The sequence below is a fragment of the Pseudomonas sp. FFUP_PS_473 genome, assembly GCF_002858665.1.
Classification (GTDB): domain Bacteria; phylum Pseudomonadota; class Gammaproteobacteria; order Pseudomonadales; family Pseudomonadaceae; genus Aquipseudomonas; species Aquipseudomonas defluvii.
Genome location: NZ_PJQQ01000058.1, coordinates 1 through 17,373, shown reverse-complemented (window position 1 = coordinate 17,373; position 17,373 = coordinate 1). Strand labels below are relative to the sequence as shown.

Here is a 17,373-nt window from a genome sequence, read left to right as displayed (position 1 = left end):
GAGTGAGGTCGGCCAACTGCTGCCGCATCAGTGGGCGCCTGCCTGAGTCGCGCAAGGTGAGTTCGGCGTACGCTTACCATGCATCGTGACTCGGCACGTTTCGACTTCAGCGCTTACTACGACGATTGCATCGGGCACGAACTCGCACGTATAGGATGTGCTGCAGAGTACTCCTGCTCGATAGGGCGAGGGTGACTAAAATTGAATCATTACTTACTATTAGGTATGCGCATATCGCGCAGATCTAACTTTAAGGATGCTCACATGTCTCGTCTGGCTGAATACCGAAAGCTTGAGCAACAACTGGCTGCTCAACTCGCAGAGCTTGAGTCGATGAAAAGCGATTCCGGCCTGAAAAAGGAGATGGAATTTGAGAGCAAGCTGCGCGCGTTGCTTGACGAGTACGGTTACAGCTTGAAAAACGTGATCAATCTGCTTGATCCACAAGCCGGACGTTATGCATCAGCTACCGAATCCAAAGCAGGCACTCGTAAACCTCGCCAAGTTAAGGTTTATAAAAACCCTCATTCAGGTGAGGTCGTCGAAACCAAGGGCGGGAATCATAAAATGCTTAAGGAGTGGAAGGCTCAATACGGGTCTGACACCGTTGAATCCTGGCTGGCAAAGTGATGTTGGTTTGAGTACAAATAAAGGGCTTTACTCAGGGCCCTTTTTATTGTCGAGTAATGCTTCATTGCTCCGGCAGATATGAAGGTGAAGATCGGCTACGTTGTGGGCCGAAAATCCTGGCGATAAGGGCGATCGCATCCGCAAAAAAATGCGGACACCATCGACCTGAATCGCCGCCGACATGAGCCAGTGCAAGTCGTAGGCCTATGGCTTGCCAGTGTTGTTGCGGGACACTTCAAATATCACGCCGTGCCAGGAAACCTGTTACGTCTTGATAGTTTTCGAATTGCGGTTTATCGCTTATGGCGGCAAGCCCTGAGACTTCGCAGCCAGAGGAACGCTTCGCGTCATGTACCTGAGGCAGGAGCCGTATGAGCAGCGTGGCCGGCCTCAGAACGTGCTGTTTCATAGCGACCAAGGAAGCCAATATGGCAGCCGAAGTTTCCGCCAGCGACTGTGGCGCTATCGTTTTAAGCAGAGCAGGAGCCGACGCGGAAACTGCCACGGCACTGCGCCAATGGAACGGTTGTTTCGCAGCCTGAAAACGGAATGGGTACCAACCGTGGGCTACATGAGCACATCGCTGGCACAGCAGGATATCGGTCGTTTTTTGATGCAGCGCTACAACTGGCAGCGACCGCATCACTTCAACAGCGGGCTGGCGCCCGCTGTTGCTGAGGAAAAACTTAACGCAGTGTCCGGGATCAGTTGCCCACTACAGTCCAAGGTGATGCTGGATTTGCCTAGCTCAAGCTTAGAAAGGTAGGTACCTGATGCGGGAGCGGTAAGCGGTAGTTCCGCATGTACGGATCCGCGCGGGGGGGGGGCAGGTGAACTGCTATCCCTACCGCGTCCCCTTAAACGACCATTAGGCTAATCAAACATCGCTATCGATGTATTTCGTCATAACGTGCTGTACCGTCTCAGCCTGTTCTATCAATGCCATAACACAGTCCTTATCCAGCTTCCCTTGATCTGCGAGAAGGCTGAGTTCCGCAAAAGCCTCATCCAGTGACCATTGTTTCTTGTATGGCCTTTGAGAGGTGAGCGCATCGAAGATATCCGCAACGCTGACAATGCGCGCTTCTAGTGGCACTTCATCACCTACAAGGCCTCGCGGATAACCCGTTCCATCCAGGAGCTCGTGGTGGCACAAGACGATATTCCTGAGTATGGAGGACTCTGGAAATGCGTTGATGCCTCCTTTGCCCATCATCCGTTCGATGATCTCCATGCCCTTCTCGACATGGGTTTCCATAATCGCGCGTTCATCGGCATCCAACCGGCCAGGCTTCAGCAGGATTCGATCCGGTACGGCTATTTTTCCAACGTCGTGCAAGGGGGCAAACAGGCACACGCTTTCAACAAACTCGTCATTGAACCCGCGTGATTTGGCAACTGCGCGCGCAATGATGTGCGAGTAGCGGCCCATGCGTTCCAGGTGCGTACCCGTCTCGAAGTCGCGCATCTTGGTGAGCTGACGTACTACACGTGTCGTCTCGATTGCCATCCTGATTGCTGATATCTCGCTGGTAATCGACATGCGGATCAAGCTTGTGTAGAGGACGAGGTCTCTCTGCACCTGCACGTTGAATGTGCCAGGTTGACACGAGTCGAAAAAGACGAAGCCTAGTAGCCCGCCCTCGTCATAGATCGGCACCGTAAAGGATGACTGGTAGCCTTGGTCTTTGAGCCAAGTGGAGTGCGCAGTGTCAGAAAAAACCGCTGAAGCGATTTCATCCAGGACTCGAAACTCGCCACTGTCGGCTAACGCTTTGAGTGAGTAGCTCTCAGACAAAGGGTACTCATAGCCTACTAAGATATTTCCATTGTGTGTGCTGTTGATGAATGTTTTCAGCGTGTCTTCCTGTGGGTCATAGAGCGCACAGGCGATGCGGTCAATACCTGGAACCGTTTCCATCAACTTCGTATGCAGGGCCGTCAGCCGATCTGTCAGCGACCTAGAACTCTCGATGAGAGCTCGTGTAATTTTTTTCATGGTGATGGCCAATACCTTTAGATGATATTCGTCAAGTTTTGACGCGACTTGCTCCCTGCTCTGAACGGCTCCTTGGTAGCCTCACTGTGCAGGTCAATACGCTTGGCAGCAGATTGCTGCGTGTGCGCGTAAAAAATACTGGTTCGTTGAGGGGCACACTTGAGCGGACGATATCGAACAGGCGTTTTGTACGGAGTGATGCTATTTGTCATTTATAGGAAAGCAGGGCGGATGAAGCTTAAAAAACTCGATGCACGACATTTTGCGGTCAGCCAAGGCGTATGATACATCACCAGTGGGGGGGAGAACGGCGAAAAGTGATAGCCTGAAAAAGCCCCAAGGCGTCTGCGCTAAACCGGAAGCGAGTCTCCTCCACTGAACGCGATCTCCAGTGAAAGCCCTCTGTCGTCACACTGGATACCCACATGATTCAGCAGTAGAGCCAAAGCGTCATTGGTGTAATCGTCCCGCCACGTCAGCAGATGGCTACTGCTCGCAGAACCGATTATCGACTTTGCGCCAAGACCTAGTGCTTGGAAATTCTGCCAGGCCTCCTGAAGTAGCGCTTGCGCCGGCTTGTCCAGGAATTCGCGCCAGGCGGTTCCAGGCTAGAAAATTCAGAAGATAACGTTTAGCACCAGCCGATCATCACCGCACCGTCGGCTCACCTATTGCTCCGCCGAAGCCAGATCTTTGATCACGTCCCATGGCGCAGCCGGGGGGTGGCATAAACCCTTGCCATGTAGGGCTCTAGCCCATTAGGGAAACTCCGAGCAAGTGTCCCAAGCGCACCATGAGCAGCGTCTCGACGCGGCAAGGCAGCTTTTTCAGGCGCCAATCGGCTCAAAACCAGGGCTTTACCCTGGTTCTTGGGCGCTACAGGCGCACCTCTCCCGCAGCGCTCAATAACTGCCGGCGCACCATCCACAGGTTCGACAGCGCAAACAACGTGGTCAGTTGTGCTGTGTTCTTGGCCAAGCCACGAAAGCGAGTCTTCACATAACCGAACTGGCGCTTGATCACCCGGAACGGGTGCTCCACTTTCGCACGTACTTGCGCCTTGGCCTTCTCGATCTTGCGCTTGGCTTTGTAGAGCGCACTGCGTTTGCCCAAGTGCTTGTAAGTGCTGCGTCGCGCTGCGATCTGCCAGATCACTGGCCGCCCTTCATGCTCTGGTCTTTTCTCAACGCCGGTATAGCCCGCATCGGCACAGACGACGTTCTCTACGCCATGCAACAGATGTGCAACCTCCGTTACGTCGGCCACGTTCGCAGCAGTGCCGTGAACGTGATGCACCAGCCCGGACTCAGCATCAGCACCGATATGGGCCTTCAGTCGGGTAAAGCAGGAGTGTTACCACTCCTGCCTCCCCTAAGAACCGTACTTGAGAGTCACCCCTCATACGGCTCAAGCCTTCCAGCAGCCTGAGTGAGACCGGGCTACCTGACAATGCGCTCTTCGGCGCTCAAGGTAAGACGTCCATGCCGGATCGAACGGGTTCGCTGCACTGCATATTTTGATATGCCGAACAATCGAAACACTGGCTGCGGCAAAAAGCCAAGCGGGTTGACTCATGCCACGTACTTTTTCCTTGCTGGCGAAAATCCAGTGCCGTTGACCCACTACACGAAAGTATCGTTGTTTTACCCAATGGGCACTTTTCATGGCATGCCGGCGGACAGCCCAGCGCCATAACACTCGCCAAATCTGATGGTCGATCCACGCGAAACGCTTGGCAGCGACAACATGACGATGATACATGGCCCACCCCCGGATTACCGGGTTCAGGACCTGAATCAGGTTTGCTTGCATCGCCGCCTTGTTTCCGTTTGTGATTTCCCGGACCTTATCCAGAAGCGCTTTCACACTCTTGCGAGCCGGAGTGATGAGTAGCTTGCCAGCGTACTTACGTACGTTCTGGCCCAGAAAATCGAAGCCTTGCGAGATATGCGTGATGTGAGTCTTTTCATCAGAGAGTTCCAAGCCTCGCTCTTTCAGGAATGCCTCAATTGCAGGTCGAACCTGACTTTGCAGGATAGCCTTCGAAGTTCCCGTGATGATGAAGTCATCGGCATATCTTACGACGTGTATCTTGAATGGCTGTCGCTTTCGGTTCGTCGAAGCCACGCTTGTGTGGACAACATGTTCCAGCCCATCCAACGTCCAATTCGCAAGTATCGGGGAGATGATTCCCCCTTGCGGGGTTCCTGCCTCCGTTGCGAACAAGGCTCCCTGATCGACATACCCGGCTCGAAGCCACTTACGCAGAACCGCTTTATCCATGGGTACGTTGGCGAGCAGCCAATCGTGGCTGATATTGTCAAAACAGCCTCGAATGTCGCCCTCAAGTACCCATTGCGCCGAACTGCGTTTCGCCAGTGCATTGAAGCAATGTGCGATTGCATCGGCCGTGGATCGCTGCGGCCGAAATCCATACGAATTTGGATCCGCACGCGTTTCTGCAACCGGCTCAAGTGCCAGTTTCCACAGTGCCTGCATTGCGCGATCCCGCATCGTTGGAATTCCCAGCGGGCGCTTCTTGCCATTGCTTTTGGGTATGTAGATACGTCTCAGCGGTTGAGGGCAATAGCCCCGATGCTGTAACGCTTTCACTCCCTTCGATTTGGCCACAGGGGTTGACCAGATCTTGCCATCAACTCCCGGTGTTCTCTTGCCTCTATTCTCCGTCACTCGCTTAACGGCCAACATCTTGCCGCGGTACGAGCGAGTCAGCAGCCGCTGCAAGGCTTGCACCTTGCCCCATCTGCCTTCTCGTGTTGCCTTGGCGATACGTACCTGGAGTCGTTTCACTTGCGATTCGATTTGGCACCAGGATAGGGGCCAGACCGACTCGAAGTTCGAAGATGCACCAGTGCCCGCCGGTGCTTGTGCATGGGATGTGAGCACTACCATCTGCTTTCCTCCGTACAACGATTGATCAGGTTGTTTCGCCATGGAAGACCTTGTGGAAGTCTGCTCGCTTTCGCGCCAGATGATCTTTCAACCTGTATTCGCCCCATTACAGGGCGACCTTCGCTTTTTCCACATTCCTTTACCCGCAGCACCAACAGCTTGCTTTACAGCTCACCTGCCGAAACCGGCAGCGCTACGGGCTTACCCTGTTCCACATGGATTTCCGAACGGGTCGGGCTCCTCGATTTCGCCGGCGGCACCACATCCACGAGGGGGTATCGGTAAGACCCCCTGCCTGTCCGCTTACCTTTTGGTTCAAGCCTGTCAGCATCTTTGGCTTGGCTATTTTGACGACGTTTATATGAGGTTCACGTGTGTTAGCCGTACCCGTTCATCCCTAGCACCTCTCCGCCTTGATGCTGGCAGATTCAGTCTGGCCTCACGGTTCGACCTACCGAAAATCGGCGGTTACATTGTCCCCAGGGCTTCAGACCCAGCTGTTACCGGCCGCGCCTGTCTGGGTAGGGAACGAGTGGTGGAACAATCGGTTCCGTCGGGCGTTAACCTGCGGAACAGAAACCCATGCGACTTTCAGGTCGCACTGCCGAAGAAGTACTGGTTGCCTTTCTTCGTTTGATGCATCTCTGGATCGCGCTAGCCTTCCTTGTTCTTGGTCGAACTGGGCGCATGGATAATCGTGGCATCGACAATCGTGCCCTGGCGCAGCGACAGCCCCTTGTCTTGCAGGTAGGCATTGATGGTTTCCAGGATGCCTGCAGCCAATTGGTGCTTCTCCAGCAAGTGCCGGAAATTCATGATCGTCGTGTCTTCGGGGATCGGGGCGCTGAGCGTCAGCCGAGCAAACTGGCGCATCGAGGTAATCTCGTACAATGCTTCTTCCATCGCCGGATCGCTCAGCGAAAACCAGTTCTGTAGCAAGTGAATGCGCAGCATCGTTTCCAAGGGATACGGCTTACGACCTCCACCGGCCTTTGGATAGTGCGGTTCGATCAACGCGACCAATCCGCTCCACGGCACGACCTGCTCCATCTCTGCCAGGAACCGCTCACGGCGGGTCTGCTTGCGCTTACCGGCGTACTCGAAATCGGAGAAGCTCATTTGACTCATGGGAAAGGCTTATTGGGGTGGCTGAGCGGACGGCTATTTCAGCACAGGTCGGCTGACCCGTGCTGACTTGATCGGAGAATCCTTAGGAGGGAATGCTACGGCACCGGCTAATCATAAAATCAAGTTCTTTAACTTATTCTATTGATCTAGGTCAAAAAAATGACGCCACTTAAAATAGTGGCACATTGCCATTGAAAAGCCGCTCTTATCGAAATAGAATTTATCTAACTGGTGAAGCAACTATAGAGATACTGAGGGTAGTTCTTGCCAGTGCTTAGATCATGGAACGATTTTTAGAGCATTCTTGGAGTGTATTCATAACCAAGAATTAATCTCGTTTCGAGGGGGTGATGATCTTGCGAATAAACCTTTCCGCAACACAGTACGAACTCAGCTTGCTATCCGAGCAGCGATGGTTCTCAATAACCGACGAGCAGATCAACCTGACATATTGCAATGGTGAGTTTGTCACCGTCAGAGGGTTCAGTTGCGAGCAGCTGATTGATAGTCCACACAACATTTTACGTCATCCAGACATGCTCGAAGTAGTCTTAGCACGCATGTGCTCGTACCTAAAAGATGTCGAAAGCTGGATGGAGATCGTCAAAAAATGCTGCAGCATCGGCGATCACTATTGGGTCAGTGCTTATGTCACATATATCTTCAAGCAGCGCAATTTCACCGGCTATAAGTTCGTTCGTGTCAAACCAGAACACAACCAGGTTAGCGGCGCCTCTGGCCTTGATGCACGCCTGAAAAATCACGACGGCAGCTTGCAAATACTGTATCTAATAGGGGCCATCCTTACCTTCGGCGCTCTGGCAGTCACTGCTACAGCGTTGCTTTTCGGTGGAAAAACTATAGGTGTTGCCATCGCCGTCCTATCTTTTTTGGCGATACTGGCGTTGAGAGCTCACCCGTGGCATCGAACCCTCAAGCCTATAGGTTCAATTCCCGCCGGCTGTTTTGATAGCGAACAAATTGCTTGTCCTTTCTCAGTTGAGCAAAGCCCGGTGGCCTGGTTGCGGATGCTGCTAATCAGTGAAGGCGCCGAAGCCAGAACCTTGCTGGGTCGAATTGGTGACTTTGCCAACCAGACTGTAACACTGGCCATAAATAGCCGGTCGTTGACGAAACGATCGGAATCGGTACTGGGCAAGCAACGGGATGAAGCCGACATTGCAGCTATTGCGATAGAGGCAGCACGTGCGGGAGAGCAAGACCGCGGTTTTGCTGTGGTGGGAGATGAATCCGGGGCGCTACCCCCCAAGACTCAGGAGCCTACCGAGAGCATCCAGTGCATGATCCTTCCCTTGAAGGGTATTGTCGATCGAGCTGTTGAAGTGACTCGTCTAGGTAGCATTGACGCGCGTTCAGGGATTGAACAAGTCATTATTAGCACTCAAGGGGCGCTTAACGGCATCAACGGTGCGGTTGAGCGCATCTATCAAGTTAACCAATAAATGGCTGCAGCCTCTGAGCAGCAAGCCCATGTGGTTGAGGAAAATATTGTCAGCGTCTCTGATAAGAATGCCGACATTGCGGATAGCTCTTCCACCGTTGGAAATGACCTAAAACACACTGTGCAACAATTCAATACGTTGGTTGCGCGTTTCAACAGCTAGCCACCACGCTGCCCAGATCATAACGCGTCTTCTTGAGGTCGTCAGATGGTAAGTCTTATGGAAACGGTGAATAGCCGCACTCAGCTGGCTGGGCAAAACCGTCTTGAACTGTTGCTTTTTCGCTTTAATGAACATCAACTGTATGGCATCAACGTATTCAAGGTGCGTGAGGTACTCAAATGTCCTCGACTGTCGGCATTGCCAATGTCGCATCGCGTGGTCTGCGGTGTGGCGAATGTACGTGGTGTATCAATCCCGATACTAGACTTGGCGTTAGCCACTGGACTGCCGGGTGTCAAAGACCACAGTACTGCCTTCGTCATAATTACTGAATACAACACCAAGACCCAAGGATTCTTGGTCAGCGCGGTGGAGCATATAGTCAACCTCAATTGGGAAGGGATTCATCCTCCACCCAAGGGTAGTGGGATTAATAACTATCTTACCGCTATAACACAGGTTAACGACGAGTTGGTTGAGATCATCGATGTGGAGAAGGTTCTGGCTGAAGTTTCCCCGGTATCCGAACAGATTTCCGAAGGAGTCATTCCAGCCTCTATCCATGCGACAGCTGCGAAGTTATGCGTGCTTACTGTTGACGACTCTTCTGTGGCACGTAAACAAGTCTCTCGATGCTTGGAGGCTGTGGGCGTAGAAGTAATCGCACTCACCGATGGGCGTCAGGCCTTAGATTATTTGCACCGTATGCTCGATGAAGGGAGAAAACCAGAGCAAGAATTGCTCATGATGATTTCTGACATCGAAATGCCTGAGATGGATGGCTATACCCTAACTGCGGAAGTCCGCAATGACCCGCGGATGCACGACCTGCACATTGTGTTGCATACCTCCTTATCTGGTGCTTTCAATCAGGCAATGGTGAAAAAAGTTGGTGCTGACGACTTTTTAGCAAAGTTTCGTCCGGATGATCTAGCAAGCCTAGTAATTGAACGAATGCAACAGTTAGGGACTTGACTGCGCTTTTGGTAGCTCGAACCGTAATGCAGAAACTAAGAGTATAGCTTGAAGTTAAAGCGCATAATTATCATAACAATTATTCTTAGGTGCCTATATCGCAGTAGTGCGCGGTGCCTGGAAGGTTTATATATTTTGGTTGAAAGCGTTTTCTTGCGGAGTAATGCAAGCTGTATATAAATTTAATGCTGGACTCAGCAATATTCGAAGTCTGGATTGAAGTCGGCAACAGTTAAGATTTCGGAGCTGATGTACCAGCTATCAGTGTGGCATTGGCCAGCTCTTTCGCGGACGCGCAGTTGCGCACAGCAGAGTAGTAACTCCAGCGGGATCTGAGTCAGTCTATGCCTCTCCGAAATTTTACTCATTGTTACCAGTCGTTTGCATGCGATCTGGCCTGCGATTGTATTTTATTATCACGTTCGCTAACCATGAATAGCAGTGGGCAGCAATTTTTGCCGCCCACCGAGCGCTTATCGGTGTTGTTTATAAAGTGAGATGTAGAAGATGTAATTAAAAATGTCAAAATCTTACTCGCTCAGCATGGCAGATAGATCTGTTCTATGTAAAAACCGATGAGTGGCAGTTTGCCATCATTGCAAGATCTTGTACAATTTTCCGCACCTGTATATGGCCTGTATAGGTTTGGTCGTCAACGTCAGACTTTTAATCTTGCTGTATTTAATGGCCAGTTCCCCTGGTTCCGTAGCGGAGATTTAGTTAGATAAGTAGTATCGTTCCACGGCCTTTCTGCATAACGCTATGGCCTGCTTGCGTTTGATTCTTATTCTTTAGGTTTAAGCGGTGCCAATATTTGCTAGCAAAAGCTACTCTCTCCTTGGGGCGGTATACCTGTATCAATTATTAGCTCAAGACTTATGATGTGAAGGAGATAAATCGGGTCGGCGACGTGTTGTCAATGTAGCAGAATAAAAGTGTTGAGATGCATTATGGCAAGTCTGAGTAGGTTTGTGCAGATTTTTACAGTCTGGCGTAGATTTTTCTGCACCAAGTACTTCTGGTATTAATCTGTGGAGATGCTGTGTCTTTTTGTCGCTGCGATATGTGGCGTGAAGTTATTGTCTCTAGACTTGATTTGGAATCATTGATTCGAAATTTCTAATTCTAAGTAGTGCTCAAGAAGAAAAATTGAGTAAAGGCTGCTGGTCACTTCTATAGTTACGATGCTCCGTCCATAAATGGATGGGCTCAATCCATGTATGCGGGTTCCGCCCACATTCATAGCAGGCTATCATATAGTTATTATGTTTGATTCCCTTTTTGAAAATAATTTTAATGGAGTCAAGGAATGCTTTTTTGCATGATTTTTTATATGAGGATAGCTGTCTGGAGAGTAAGTTTTGATGCTTAATGATATATCACTGTTCGTTCAGATTGTTCGCTCCGGAAGTCTGTCTAAAGCAAGTAAAGAGCTATCCGTTCCAGCAAACACTTTAAGTCGGAGGTTGATAAATCTTGAGAAGCAGCTTGGTACTTCACTCATACTTCGCTCAACCCAAGCGCTTCGTTGTACCGCTGACGGCGAACGTCTGTTTGAGCAGTGCAGCTCTTGTATAGATAATTTGAATTCCACAATTAGTTCACTTCAGTCTGCTATTGTTGGTGTTGTTGGGAAAGTTAAAGTTCAAGTGCCATCGGCTTTTTTTGACTGCTCGATCAATAATTTTTTTTACACGCTACTAGCTCTTCATCCTGGGCTTGAAATTGAAGTTTTAGTGTCTGACAAAGAACCTGATCTCATCCAGGATGGTATTGATTTGCTTTTGCATTTTGGGGAGCTAAAAAAGAGTAGTTATATCGCTAGAACATTATGTAAATCAACACTTGGAATCTATGCCAGTGCAGAGTATCTGTATCGTAATGGAACTCCAGAATGTCCTGATGATTTGAGTGCTCATGCTTGTATTCATTATACATCTGAGGACTTTGTAGTTATTAATCGGCGCGATGGCGGCGATCGTCATAGTGTTGCTGTGAGCAAGAGATTTCTAAGCAAATCAATTCCTGCTCTTGTTAATGCCGCGGAGCAGGGCTTAGGTCTTGTTTTTATAAACACAATTTGCGCGCTTACTAAAAGTGATTCATTGGTGAGAGTATTGCCAGATTATGTATCGGAAGGGGAGTCACTGTTTGCAGCCTACTCGAATCGCCATGCATTATCAAACTGCGCGAGAGTTGTGATGGATTATGCGGTTGCTAGGGTTGAAGCGTTCTATGATTATTGATTTTTAGTCAAGATTAAATTTAAATTTACTAGGTCGTGCTCGTGAAGAAAAACTTACCAATTACAAACCGAGAGCTAGTGTATCCGGCTGATCAACGCCTTATTTCTGCGACAGACATACACGGGAACTTAACCTATTGCAATGATGAATTTATTGCGGTTAGCGGTTTCAGTCGGGAAGAGTTAATAGGCAGTTCGCATAATGTTGTTCGTCATCCTGATATGCCTGAAGCTGTGTTCGCCCACATGTGGTCGTACCTGAAATCGGGTAAGAGCTGGATGGGTATCGTTAAAAATCGCTGCAAGAACGGTGACTTTTATTGGGTAAATGCCTATGTCACTCCGATTTTGGAAAATGGGAAAATAACTGGGCATGAATCAGTGCGGGTAAAGCCGGACAGTGCGCAGATTGAACGTGCAATACAGCTTTATCAGCGCCTTCAAGCCGGTCAGCAGAGTGTTCGCTTAACCGAACGCCTTCGCACAATAAGCGGTTTTTTCGGCATGCCGTTACTGGCTACGGGGCTAACGGCTATTGTTTTGTACAGCGGTACTTACTGGACAAGTTTAGGCGGTGTTACTTTACTTCTGTTTGCTTTGCAGGCTCTAGCGAGTCGCCATGAGCGGAAAACACTGGATAGTTTGCGCAGCATCGCGGGTGGAAGTTTCGACAGCGAACTGATTGCTCGCACCTATACCGACGAGCATGGAACTATCGCTCAACTGCACATGATTTTAATTAGCGAGGGGGCGAAGCTCCGCACAGCTCTTAACCGGCTCAGCGATTATGCCCATCAGACCGCCACACTCGCGTCCAAAAGCGGCAATCTAGCCCAGCAGTCGGACACAGCTTTGCAGCACCAACGTGATGAGGCTGACATGGCTGCTACTGCGATGAATGAGATGGCTGCTTCAATTGGAGAAGTCTCAATACACATTCATAACACCGCACGCGAGGCCAACCAAGTCAATATCCTGAGTCAGACTGGTTCTGAACAAGCTCAGAAGACCAGAGAGGTGATTGAGAAACTTGCGACTACAGTACAAGCGATTAGCCTGTCGGTAGAGAGCTTAGCGTCAGAAACCAAATCAATCCAACAGGCTGCCGATATGATCCGTGCGATTGCTGAGCAGACCAACCTGCTGGCACTTAATGCCGCTATTGAGGCCGCAAGAGCCGGTGAGCAAGGTAGAGGCTTTGCTGTGGTGGCCGATGAGGTTAGAGCTCTGGCGTCGAAAACTCAAGAATCTACACAGACAATCCAACAGATAATTGGCTCACTTCAGCAGGTCGCTAGCCAAGCAGTAAATATTGCTCATCAGGGCAGTCAGGAGGCACTGGCAGGTGTCGAGCAGGTCATCAATACGCAGCATGCATTACACGGGATAAGCATAGCTGTAGATAGCATCCATCAAATGAGTGAGCAGATGGCATCAGCCTCTGAGGAGCAGGCTCATGTTGCTGAGGACATCTCTCGCCAGATTACATCAATCGCACAAGTTTCTGACAGAAATGCCGACATTGCCAAACAATCCTCAAGTACCGGCCAAGAGTTAGAAAATACAGCGCACGCCCTTCATGCCTTGGTTGAACGATTCAACGGATAGAGTAAAATTGATGAAAGTTACCACGACGCCCCCCAGCCTCTCTGGACAAGCGCTCGCCCTGGGAGAGTTGTCTTCAGCCATATTTGAAGCCGCCGTAGACGCGATGATCGTCATAGATCAATTCGGTATAATTAATGCTTTAAATCCTGCAGCTGAAAGTACTTTCGGCTTCAGTCGTTCTGAGTTAATCGGATGTAATGTCTCTGCACTTATGCCGGAGCCAGATGCTAGTAAGCATGACGACTATTTGCTTGCCCACACCAAAACGGGCGAGCGGAAAATTATTGGTAAAGGGCGTGAGGTAGTTGGCAAGCGAAAGGATGGTAGCTTATTTCCAATGCACTTGAGTATTGGTGAGCTAAATATTGGCGAGCAACGGTTATATGTCGGAATCTGTCACGACATAAGCATTCGTAGACAAATGCTTGAGCAGATCACATACATGGCAACTCATGATAGTCTGACCGGTTGCGTGAATCGTAATCACCTTCATGATAATTTACAAAGGCTGATGCTTGAGTGTGAGCATAGTAACTGGCAGCTAGTAGTACTTTTTATAGACCTCGATGGTTTTAAGCAAATCAATGATCATTATGATCATGATGTAGGTGACCGCCTACTGAGCGGCTTGGCAGAGCGGCTTCAGGGGAGCGTAGGTAAGAACGACCTACTGGCGCGTATGGGAGGTGATGAGTTTCTCATAGCTTCAAAACAGCCACGTGAACGCAATGCACCCCGCAGACTAGCCCAGCGTCTGCTAGACTGTCTAGCAACGCCTTTTGAAATCAACGGTATCGAACTTCGAGTGCGCGCAAGCATTGGTATCAGTCTACATCCCGGGCACGGCCAAAATAGCGATCAGTTGGTCAATGATGCGGATATCGCCATGTACCAAGCAAAAGCTGAGGGAGGCAATTGTATACGCTTCTTTCGTCTGGCCCTACGCGATAAGATGGAAGCAATCTTCCGCACTGTCAGTCGGCTCCGAAAAGCAATAGAGTTAAACCAGTTTGAGCTGCACTATCAACTACAGTTCGAACTGACTCCGCCCTATCGTCCCTCCGGTCTCGAAGCTCTGCTTAGGTGGCATGACGGTAGTAACGGTTTAATACCACCGACCCATTTTATTCCATTGGCTGAAGAATATGGTCTAATGCCCGCTATCAGTCGCCTAGTGCTCGAACGTGCCTGTAACGATAATAAAGCATTGATTTCAGAGGGATTGCTCGATGTGCCGATGGCAGTTAATATCTGTAGTCGTTCATTCCTTCAGAGTGACTTCATCGGTCAGGTAAGCTCAGCTCTTGCGAAATCAGGACTGCCGGCCAGCCGTTTGGAAATCGAGATCACCGAAAGCGTTGCGATACACGATATTACTCTCGCTACTCAAACAATACTTTCCCTGCACGATATCGGCGTGGAAGTGGCCATGGATGACTTTGGTACTGGTTACTCTTCACCTGGTACTTTAAAAAGTCTGCCCGTAGATCGCTTGAAAATTGATCGCTCATTCGTTAGTGAGCTACCGCACAATGATTTTGACCGAGCCATTGTCCAAGCAATACTTATTGTCGCCAAGAGTGCTGGCATGCAAGTTGTCGCCGAAGGAATTGAAAATACGGATCAGCTAAAATTTTTGCAAAAAAACGGATGTAGTTATGGTCAAGGCTACTGGTATGCAAAACCTCTGCCGCTGGCTAAATTGAAGGCTTTGTTGAGGGAAAAAGAAAAAGCACTCGACATTGGAACCTCGCTTGCTATTTAGATTTAAGGGCTCGTAGCATTGCACTTGTCTTTGGTTTTTAATTTATTTAAAGGCGTTTGTGGGTGATTTTATGCAGTCATTAAAGGGTGTGTGTATTTCTTTTATTGACCCGGCAGGCGAAGTAATGGATGCGACAAGTGTGGTTAATATTGCAGAGTGCTTTAGTGCAAATGACTTTTGGTTTCATTCTCCTGGGGACAATGGGTTTGTAGCATTCGGAGCCACTCGCTGTAATCAATTTTTTATGCCGTTCTCTCAGGCGGTGACGCCTAAGATTTGGGGTGTGATTGGTACTTGGTTGGCAGCTGGTGAAACGCGAAGGTTACAAATTACAGTAGGGGAAGAAAAAAGCGAAGCTGATTCTTTGTCTGGTGTTTTAGAGAATCTTGAGCGAACACTGTACACTTTTAGCTCGATGCATAGTGATAAGTCAATCTGATTCTGTGGGTGCAACTATTTTTATTGGTCTATACTTAGCCCCGTAACAGCTATCAGTGCCAACTGAAAGCTGAGACAGGTTTTCAACTGCTCCTGCTGCAAAACTCTTTCTCGCTGAGTGACCCAGCCATGGTTTACTATGTAATAAGTGCCTGAAAATCAGGACGTACTGATTCGTTACGTCTATAGATTATGGCTATTACCCGACTCATCCGGAGTTTTCCTTGAGTTCGGTCAGCGCGGCGACGCCGCGTAGATACAAAGCAACATCAGTAGTTCAGGCCATTGCTGATGCTAGGAGGGAATCAAGCGACTGACATTAGGCTCTGTTGGAACAAGCCAGTGAGACCAGGGCGTCATAACTTTTCGCGAGCTTGTCGAAGCGGGTCACGATCCGGCGGTTTTCTTTCAACCAGCCACACATGCGCTCGATGATGTTGCGCTGTCGATACTTGGGCCGACCAAACAGCCGCGGTAAGCCAGGCTTGGGCTTAGGGATGACTGGTTGCCCAGTACGGGGCAGGCGAAGTGGAATCCTGGGTGTCCTGAGTATTGCTTAATCCTAAAAAACGGCCCGGCGGGCCGTTTTTTGTTAGGTAGGGGAGCTAGCAAACTGCGCCCTGTTCGGCGAGTGTCATGATGGGCTCCTCGAAGCGGATGGCGACGTTGTCGTACTGGCGCAGTACGCGTAAACCGTCTTCGCTAGAAGGTTTCTTTCCTGTACTAGCCAAGTCGCCAACATTGGTGACAAAGCCAAGGCGTCTTCCGTTCTTCGCGAACATCTCGAATGACATGCCTCTATCGTCCACACAGCTGATGCCGACAATATCGATGTAGCCCTCATTTGCGCTATCTGAGACACCTTGTCCCTTGCCCAAGAAGCGGCAGCAATCGCCTCCTCGGAATATGGTGTTCATTGTGGCCGGTCGGAATGGGCTGACTTGGCTGAACAGGAAGCTTCTATCCTTGATCGGGACATCACCATTCAATGCTGCACCATGCATCGCCCTCCAGATCGTGGGCTGGGTGCGGAGTGATCACCAGCCCGCGTAATGGCTTAAGAGATGTGCCCAGGTCGTCAACGCCTGACCGTCTCTGCGAAGGATTTGAAGCGCCTTCGCTGCAGGGATTTTGGTCGGGCACCCGCCAGTCAGGAAACACTTGTCCGGCCCCGAATGATAAAGGTGCATTAGGGTCAGAACCATAATCTGTTGTACGGGTTCCATGGATCTGTAGTACTTGCGCATGGCCTTCAACAGGGCTGGGATAGGCTTAGATTGCTGATAGTCGTAGCCCTGTGGTCGCATTGTGAAGTGACGACCTTGAGAGCCATAGGGCTTGACTTGGATGAAGCAACTCCCCAACTGATAGTCATCGACGATCTTCCACGCGGTGTTCCCAAAAACTTCGCCTCGCAGCGCTGGCGATGGATAAACAGGAGGCTCAGCACCACAGATCATGGCCAGGGCTGTGGATTCAACACCATCCATGCAAGGAGCTTTTTCGACCAAGTCAACAAGTGTGTAGTTAGGGATACGACCTGCTGCAAAGATGGGGTCAACCGCTGCATAGGCAGTCAGGGCTACTGGGGTGCTAGAGTGGTGGATGTAGCATGAACTTGCCGTCTCCATATCGGTGAATGCCCAAGTCCCTATGGGTGTTCTGTAAACTCCCAGTTCACCTAGCAAAGAAATGGCGTCACTCACATAGTGGTTGTGGTTGCTCATCGAGATGTCCCATCTTGTCGCTGTGAAAGGCATGTCTGCAGTGAAATGTCATGATGGTGAAACACACGCTCCGAGGTTCTCGCCTGCCTATGGTGGATGTTGCTAGGCTGCAGTGATGTGGATTTGCTAGTGAAGAGTGGGCTTCTTCCCTGCGCTAGTTGTCTCCACGCCAGCGAGCTCGACACCATTTAGGTACTGAAGCGTAGATGGCTGGTTCATGTGCCCCATCACTTTCGCAATCACTGAATCGCCCCTGGTTCCCTAGACACTCTCCAAGCTCAGGAAATAGCGTTTCTCATACTCTACTGGCGATAACTGCA

Annotated in this window: 11 protein-coding genes and 4 pseudogenes; 8 read left to right on the top strand and 7 right to left on the bottom strand. The window is 50.0% G+C overall.

All coding sequences use genetic code 11. From position 1 onward, the window contains the following. Positions 1 to 264: 264 nt before the first annotated feature. Positions 265 to 630 carry a histone-like nucleoid-structuring protein, MvaT/MvaU family gene (locus CYD26_RS23965; protein WP_102053834.1) on the top strand — a complete coding sequence of 122 codons (366 nt, stop codon included), beginning with the start codon at positions 265 to 267 and terminating at the stop codon, positions 628 to 630. Positions 631 to 1,000: 370 nt separating this feature from the next. Then, positions 1,001 to 1,396, top strand: a pseudogene (locus tag CYD26_RS23955) (DDE-type integrase/transposase/recombinase); the annotation flags it as partial. A gap of 111 nt (positions 1,397 to 1,507) precedes the next feature. Here CYD26_RS23955 and CYD26_RS23950 read toward each other — a convergent pair. The 4 genes and pseudogenes from CYD26_RS23950 to CYD26_RS23930 all read right to left on the bottom strand — a co-directional run. After that, complete coding sequence (locus tag CYD26_RS23950; protein ID WP_102053833.1) at positions 1,508 to 2,629, bottom strand: HD-GYP domain-containing protein; 1,122 nt, start codon at positions 2,627 to 2,629, stop codon at positions 1,508 to 1,510. Positions 2,630 to 3,505: 876 nt separating this feature from the next. Then, positions 3,506 to 3,964 (bottom strand): annotated as a pseudogene (locus tag CYD26_RS23940) (IS5 family transposase); the annotation flags it as partial. Between the two features lie 72 nt (positions 3,965 to 4,036). After that, on the bottom strand, positions 4,037 to 5,584 hold the full coding sequence (gene ltrA / locus CYD26_RS23935) for a group II intron reverse transcriptase/maturase (RefSeq protein WP_256588071.1): 1,548 nt from the start codon (positions 5,582 to 5,584) through the stop codon (positions 4,037 to 4,039). A gap of 615 nt (positions 5,585 to 6,199) precedes the next feature. Continuing rightward, a pseudogene (locus CYD26_RS23930) lies at positions 6,200 to 6,670 on the bottom strand (IS5-like element IS2000 family transposase); the annotation flags it as partial. A gap of 350 nt (positions 6,671 to 7,020) precedes the next feature. Here CYD26_RS23930 and CYD26_RS23925 point away from each other — a divergent pair. The 6 genes from CYD26_RS23925 (at position 7,021) to CYD26_RS25060 (ending at position 15,327) form a co-directional block, all read left to right on the top strand. Continuing rightward, the gene (locus CYD26_RS23925; protein WP_256588070.1) at positions 7,021 to 8,133 is read left to right on the top strand and encodes a methyl-accepting chemotaxis protein; all 1,113 of its coding nucleotides are present in this window, start codon (positions 7,021 to 7,023) and stop codon (positions 8,131 to 8,133) included. A 207-nt stretch (positions 8,134 to 8,340) separates the two neighbouring features. Further along, positions 8,341 to 9,270 (top strand): chemotaxis protein CheV, encoded by a 930-nt coding sequence (locus CYD26_RS23920; RefSeq protein WP_102053832.1) that lies wholly within the window; start codon positions 8,341 to 8,343, stop codon positions 9,268 to 9,270. Between the two features lie 1,364 nt (positions 9,271 to 10,634). Further along, entirely contained in the window at positions 10,635 to 11,516 is an 882-nt protein-coding gene (locus CYD26_RS23915) for a LysR family transcriptional regulator (RefSeq protein ID WP_102053831.1), read from the top strand. A 41-nt stretch (positions 11,517 to 11,557) separates the two neighbouring features. Beyond that, on the top strand, positions 11,558 to 13,123 hold the full coding sequence (locus tag CYD26_RS23910) for a PAS domain-containing methyl-accepting chemotaxis protein (protein ID WP_102053835.1): 1,566 nt from the start codon (positions 11,558 to 11,560) through the stop codon (positions 13,121 to 13,123). Positions 13,124 to 13,133: 10 nt separating this feature from the next. Continuing rightward, positions 13,134 to 14,888 (top strand): bifunctional diguanylate cyclase/phosphodiesterase, encoded by a 1,755-nt coding sequence (locus CYD26_RS23905; protein WP_158240142.1) that lies wholly within the window; start codon positions 13,134 to 13,136, stop codon positions 14,886 to 14,888. Positions 14,889 to 14,958: 70 nt separating this feature from the next. Then, positions 14,959 to 15,327, top strand: a complete 369-nt coding sequence (locus CYD26_RS25060) for a hypothetical protein (RefSeq protein ID WP_145991818.1) — start codon at positions 14,959 to 14,961, stop codon at positions 15,325 to 15,327. A 318-nt stretch (positions 15,328 to 15,645) separates the two neighbouring features. Here CYD26_RS25060 and CYD26_RS23900 read toward each other — a convergent pair. From CYD26_RS23900 to CYD26_RS23890, 3 genes and pseudogenes are all read right to left on the bottom strand, one after another. After that, positions 15,646 to 15,834, bottom strand: a pseudogene (locus CYD26_RS23900) (IS5/IS1182 family transposase); the annotation flags it as partial. A 97-nt stretch (positions 15,835 to 15,931) separates the two neighbouring features. Beyond that, positions 15,932 to 16,330, bottom strand: coding sequence for a hypothetical protein (locus CYD26_RS23895; RefSeq protein ID WP_102053829.1), 399 nt, complete (start codon positions 16,328 to 16,330; stop codon positions 15,932 to 15,934). Between the two features lie 33 nt (positions 16,331 to 16,363). Then, positions 16,364 to 17,053: a hypothetical protein gene (locus CYD26_RS23890; protein ID WP_102053828.1), complete on the bottom strand. Its 690-nt coding sequence runs from the start codon at positions 17,051 to 17,053 to the stop codon at positions 16,364 to 16,366. Positions 17,054 to 17,373: the final 320 nt, after the last annotated feature.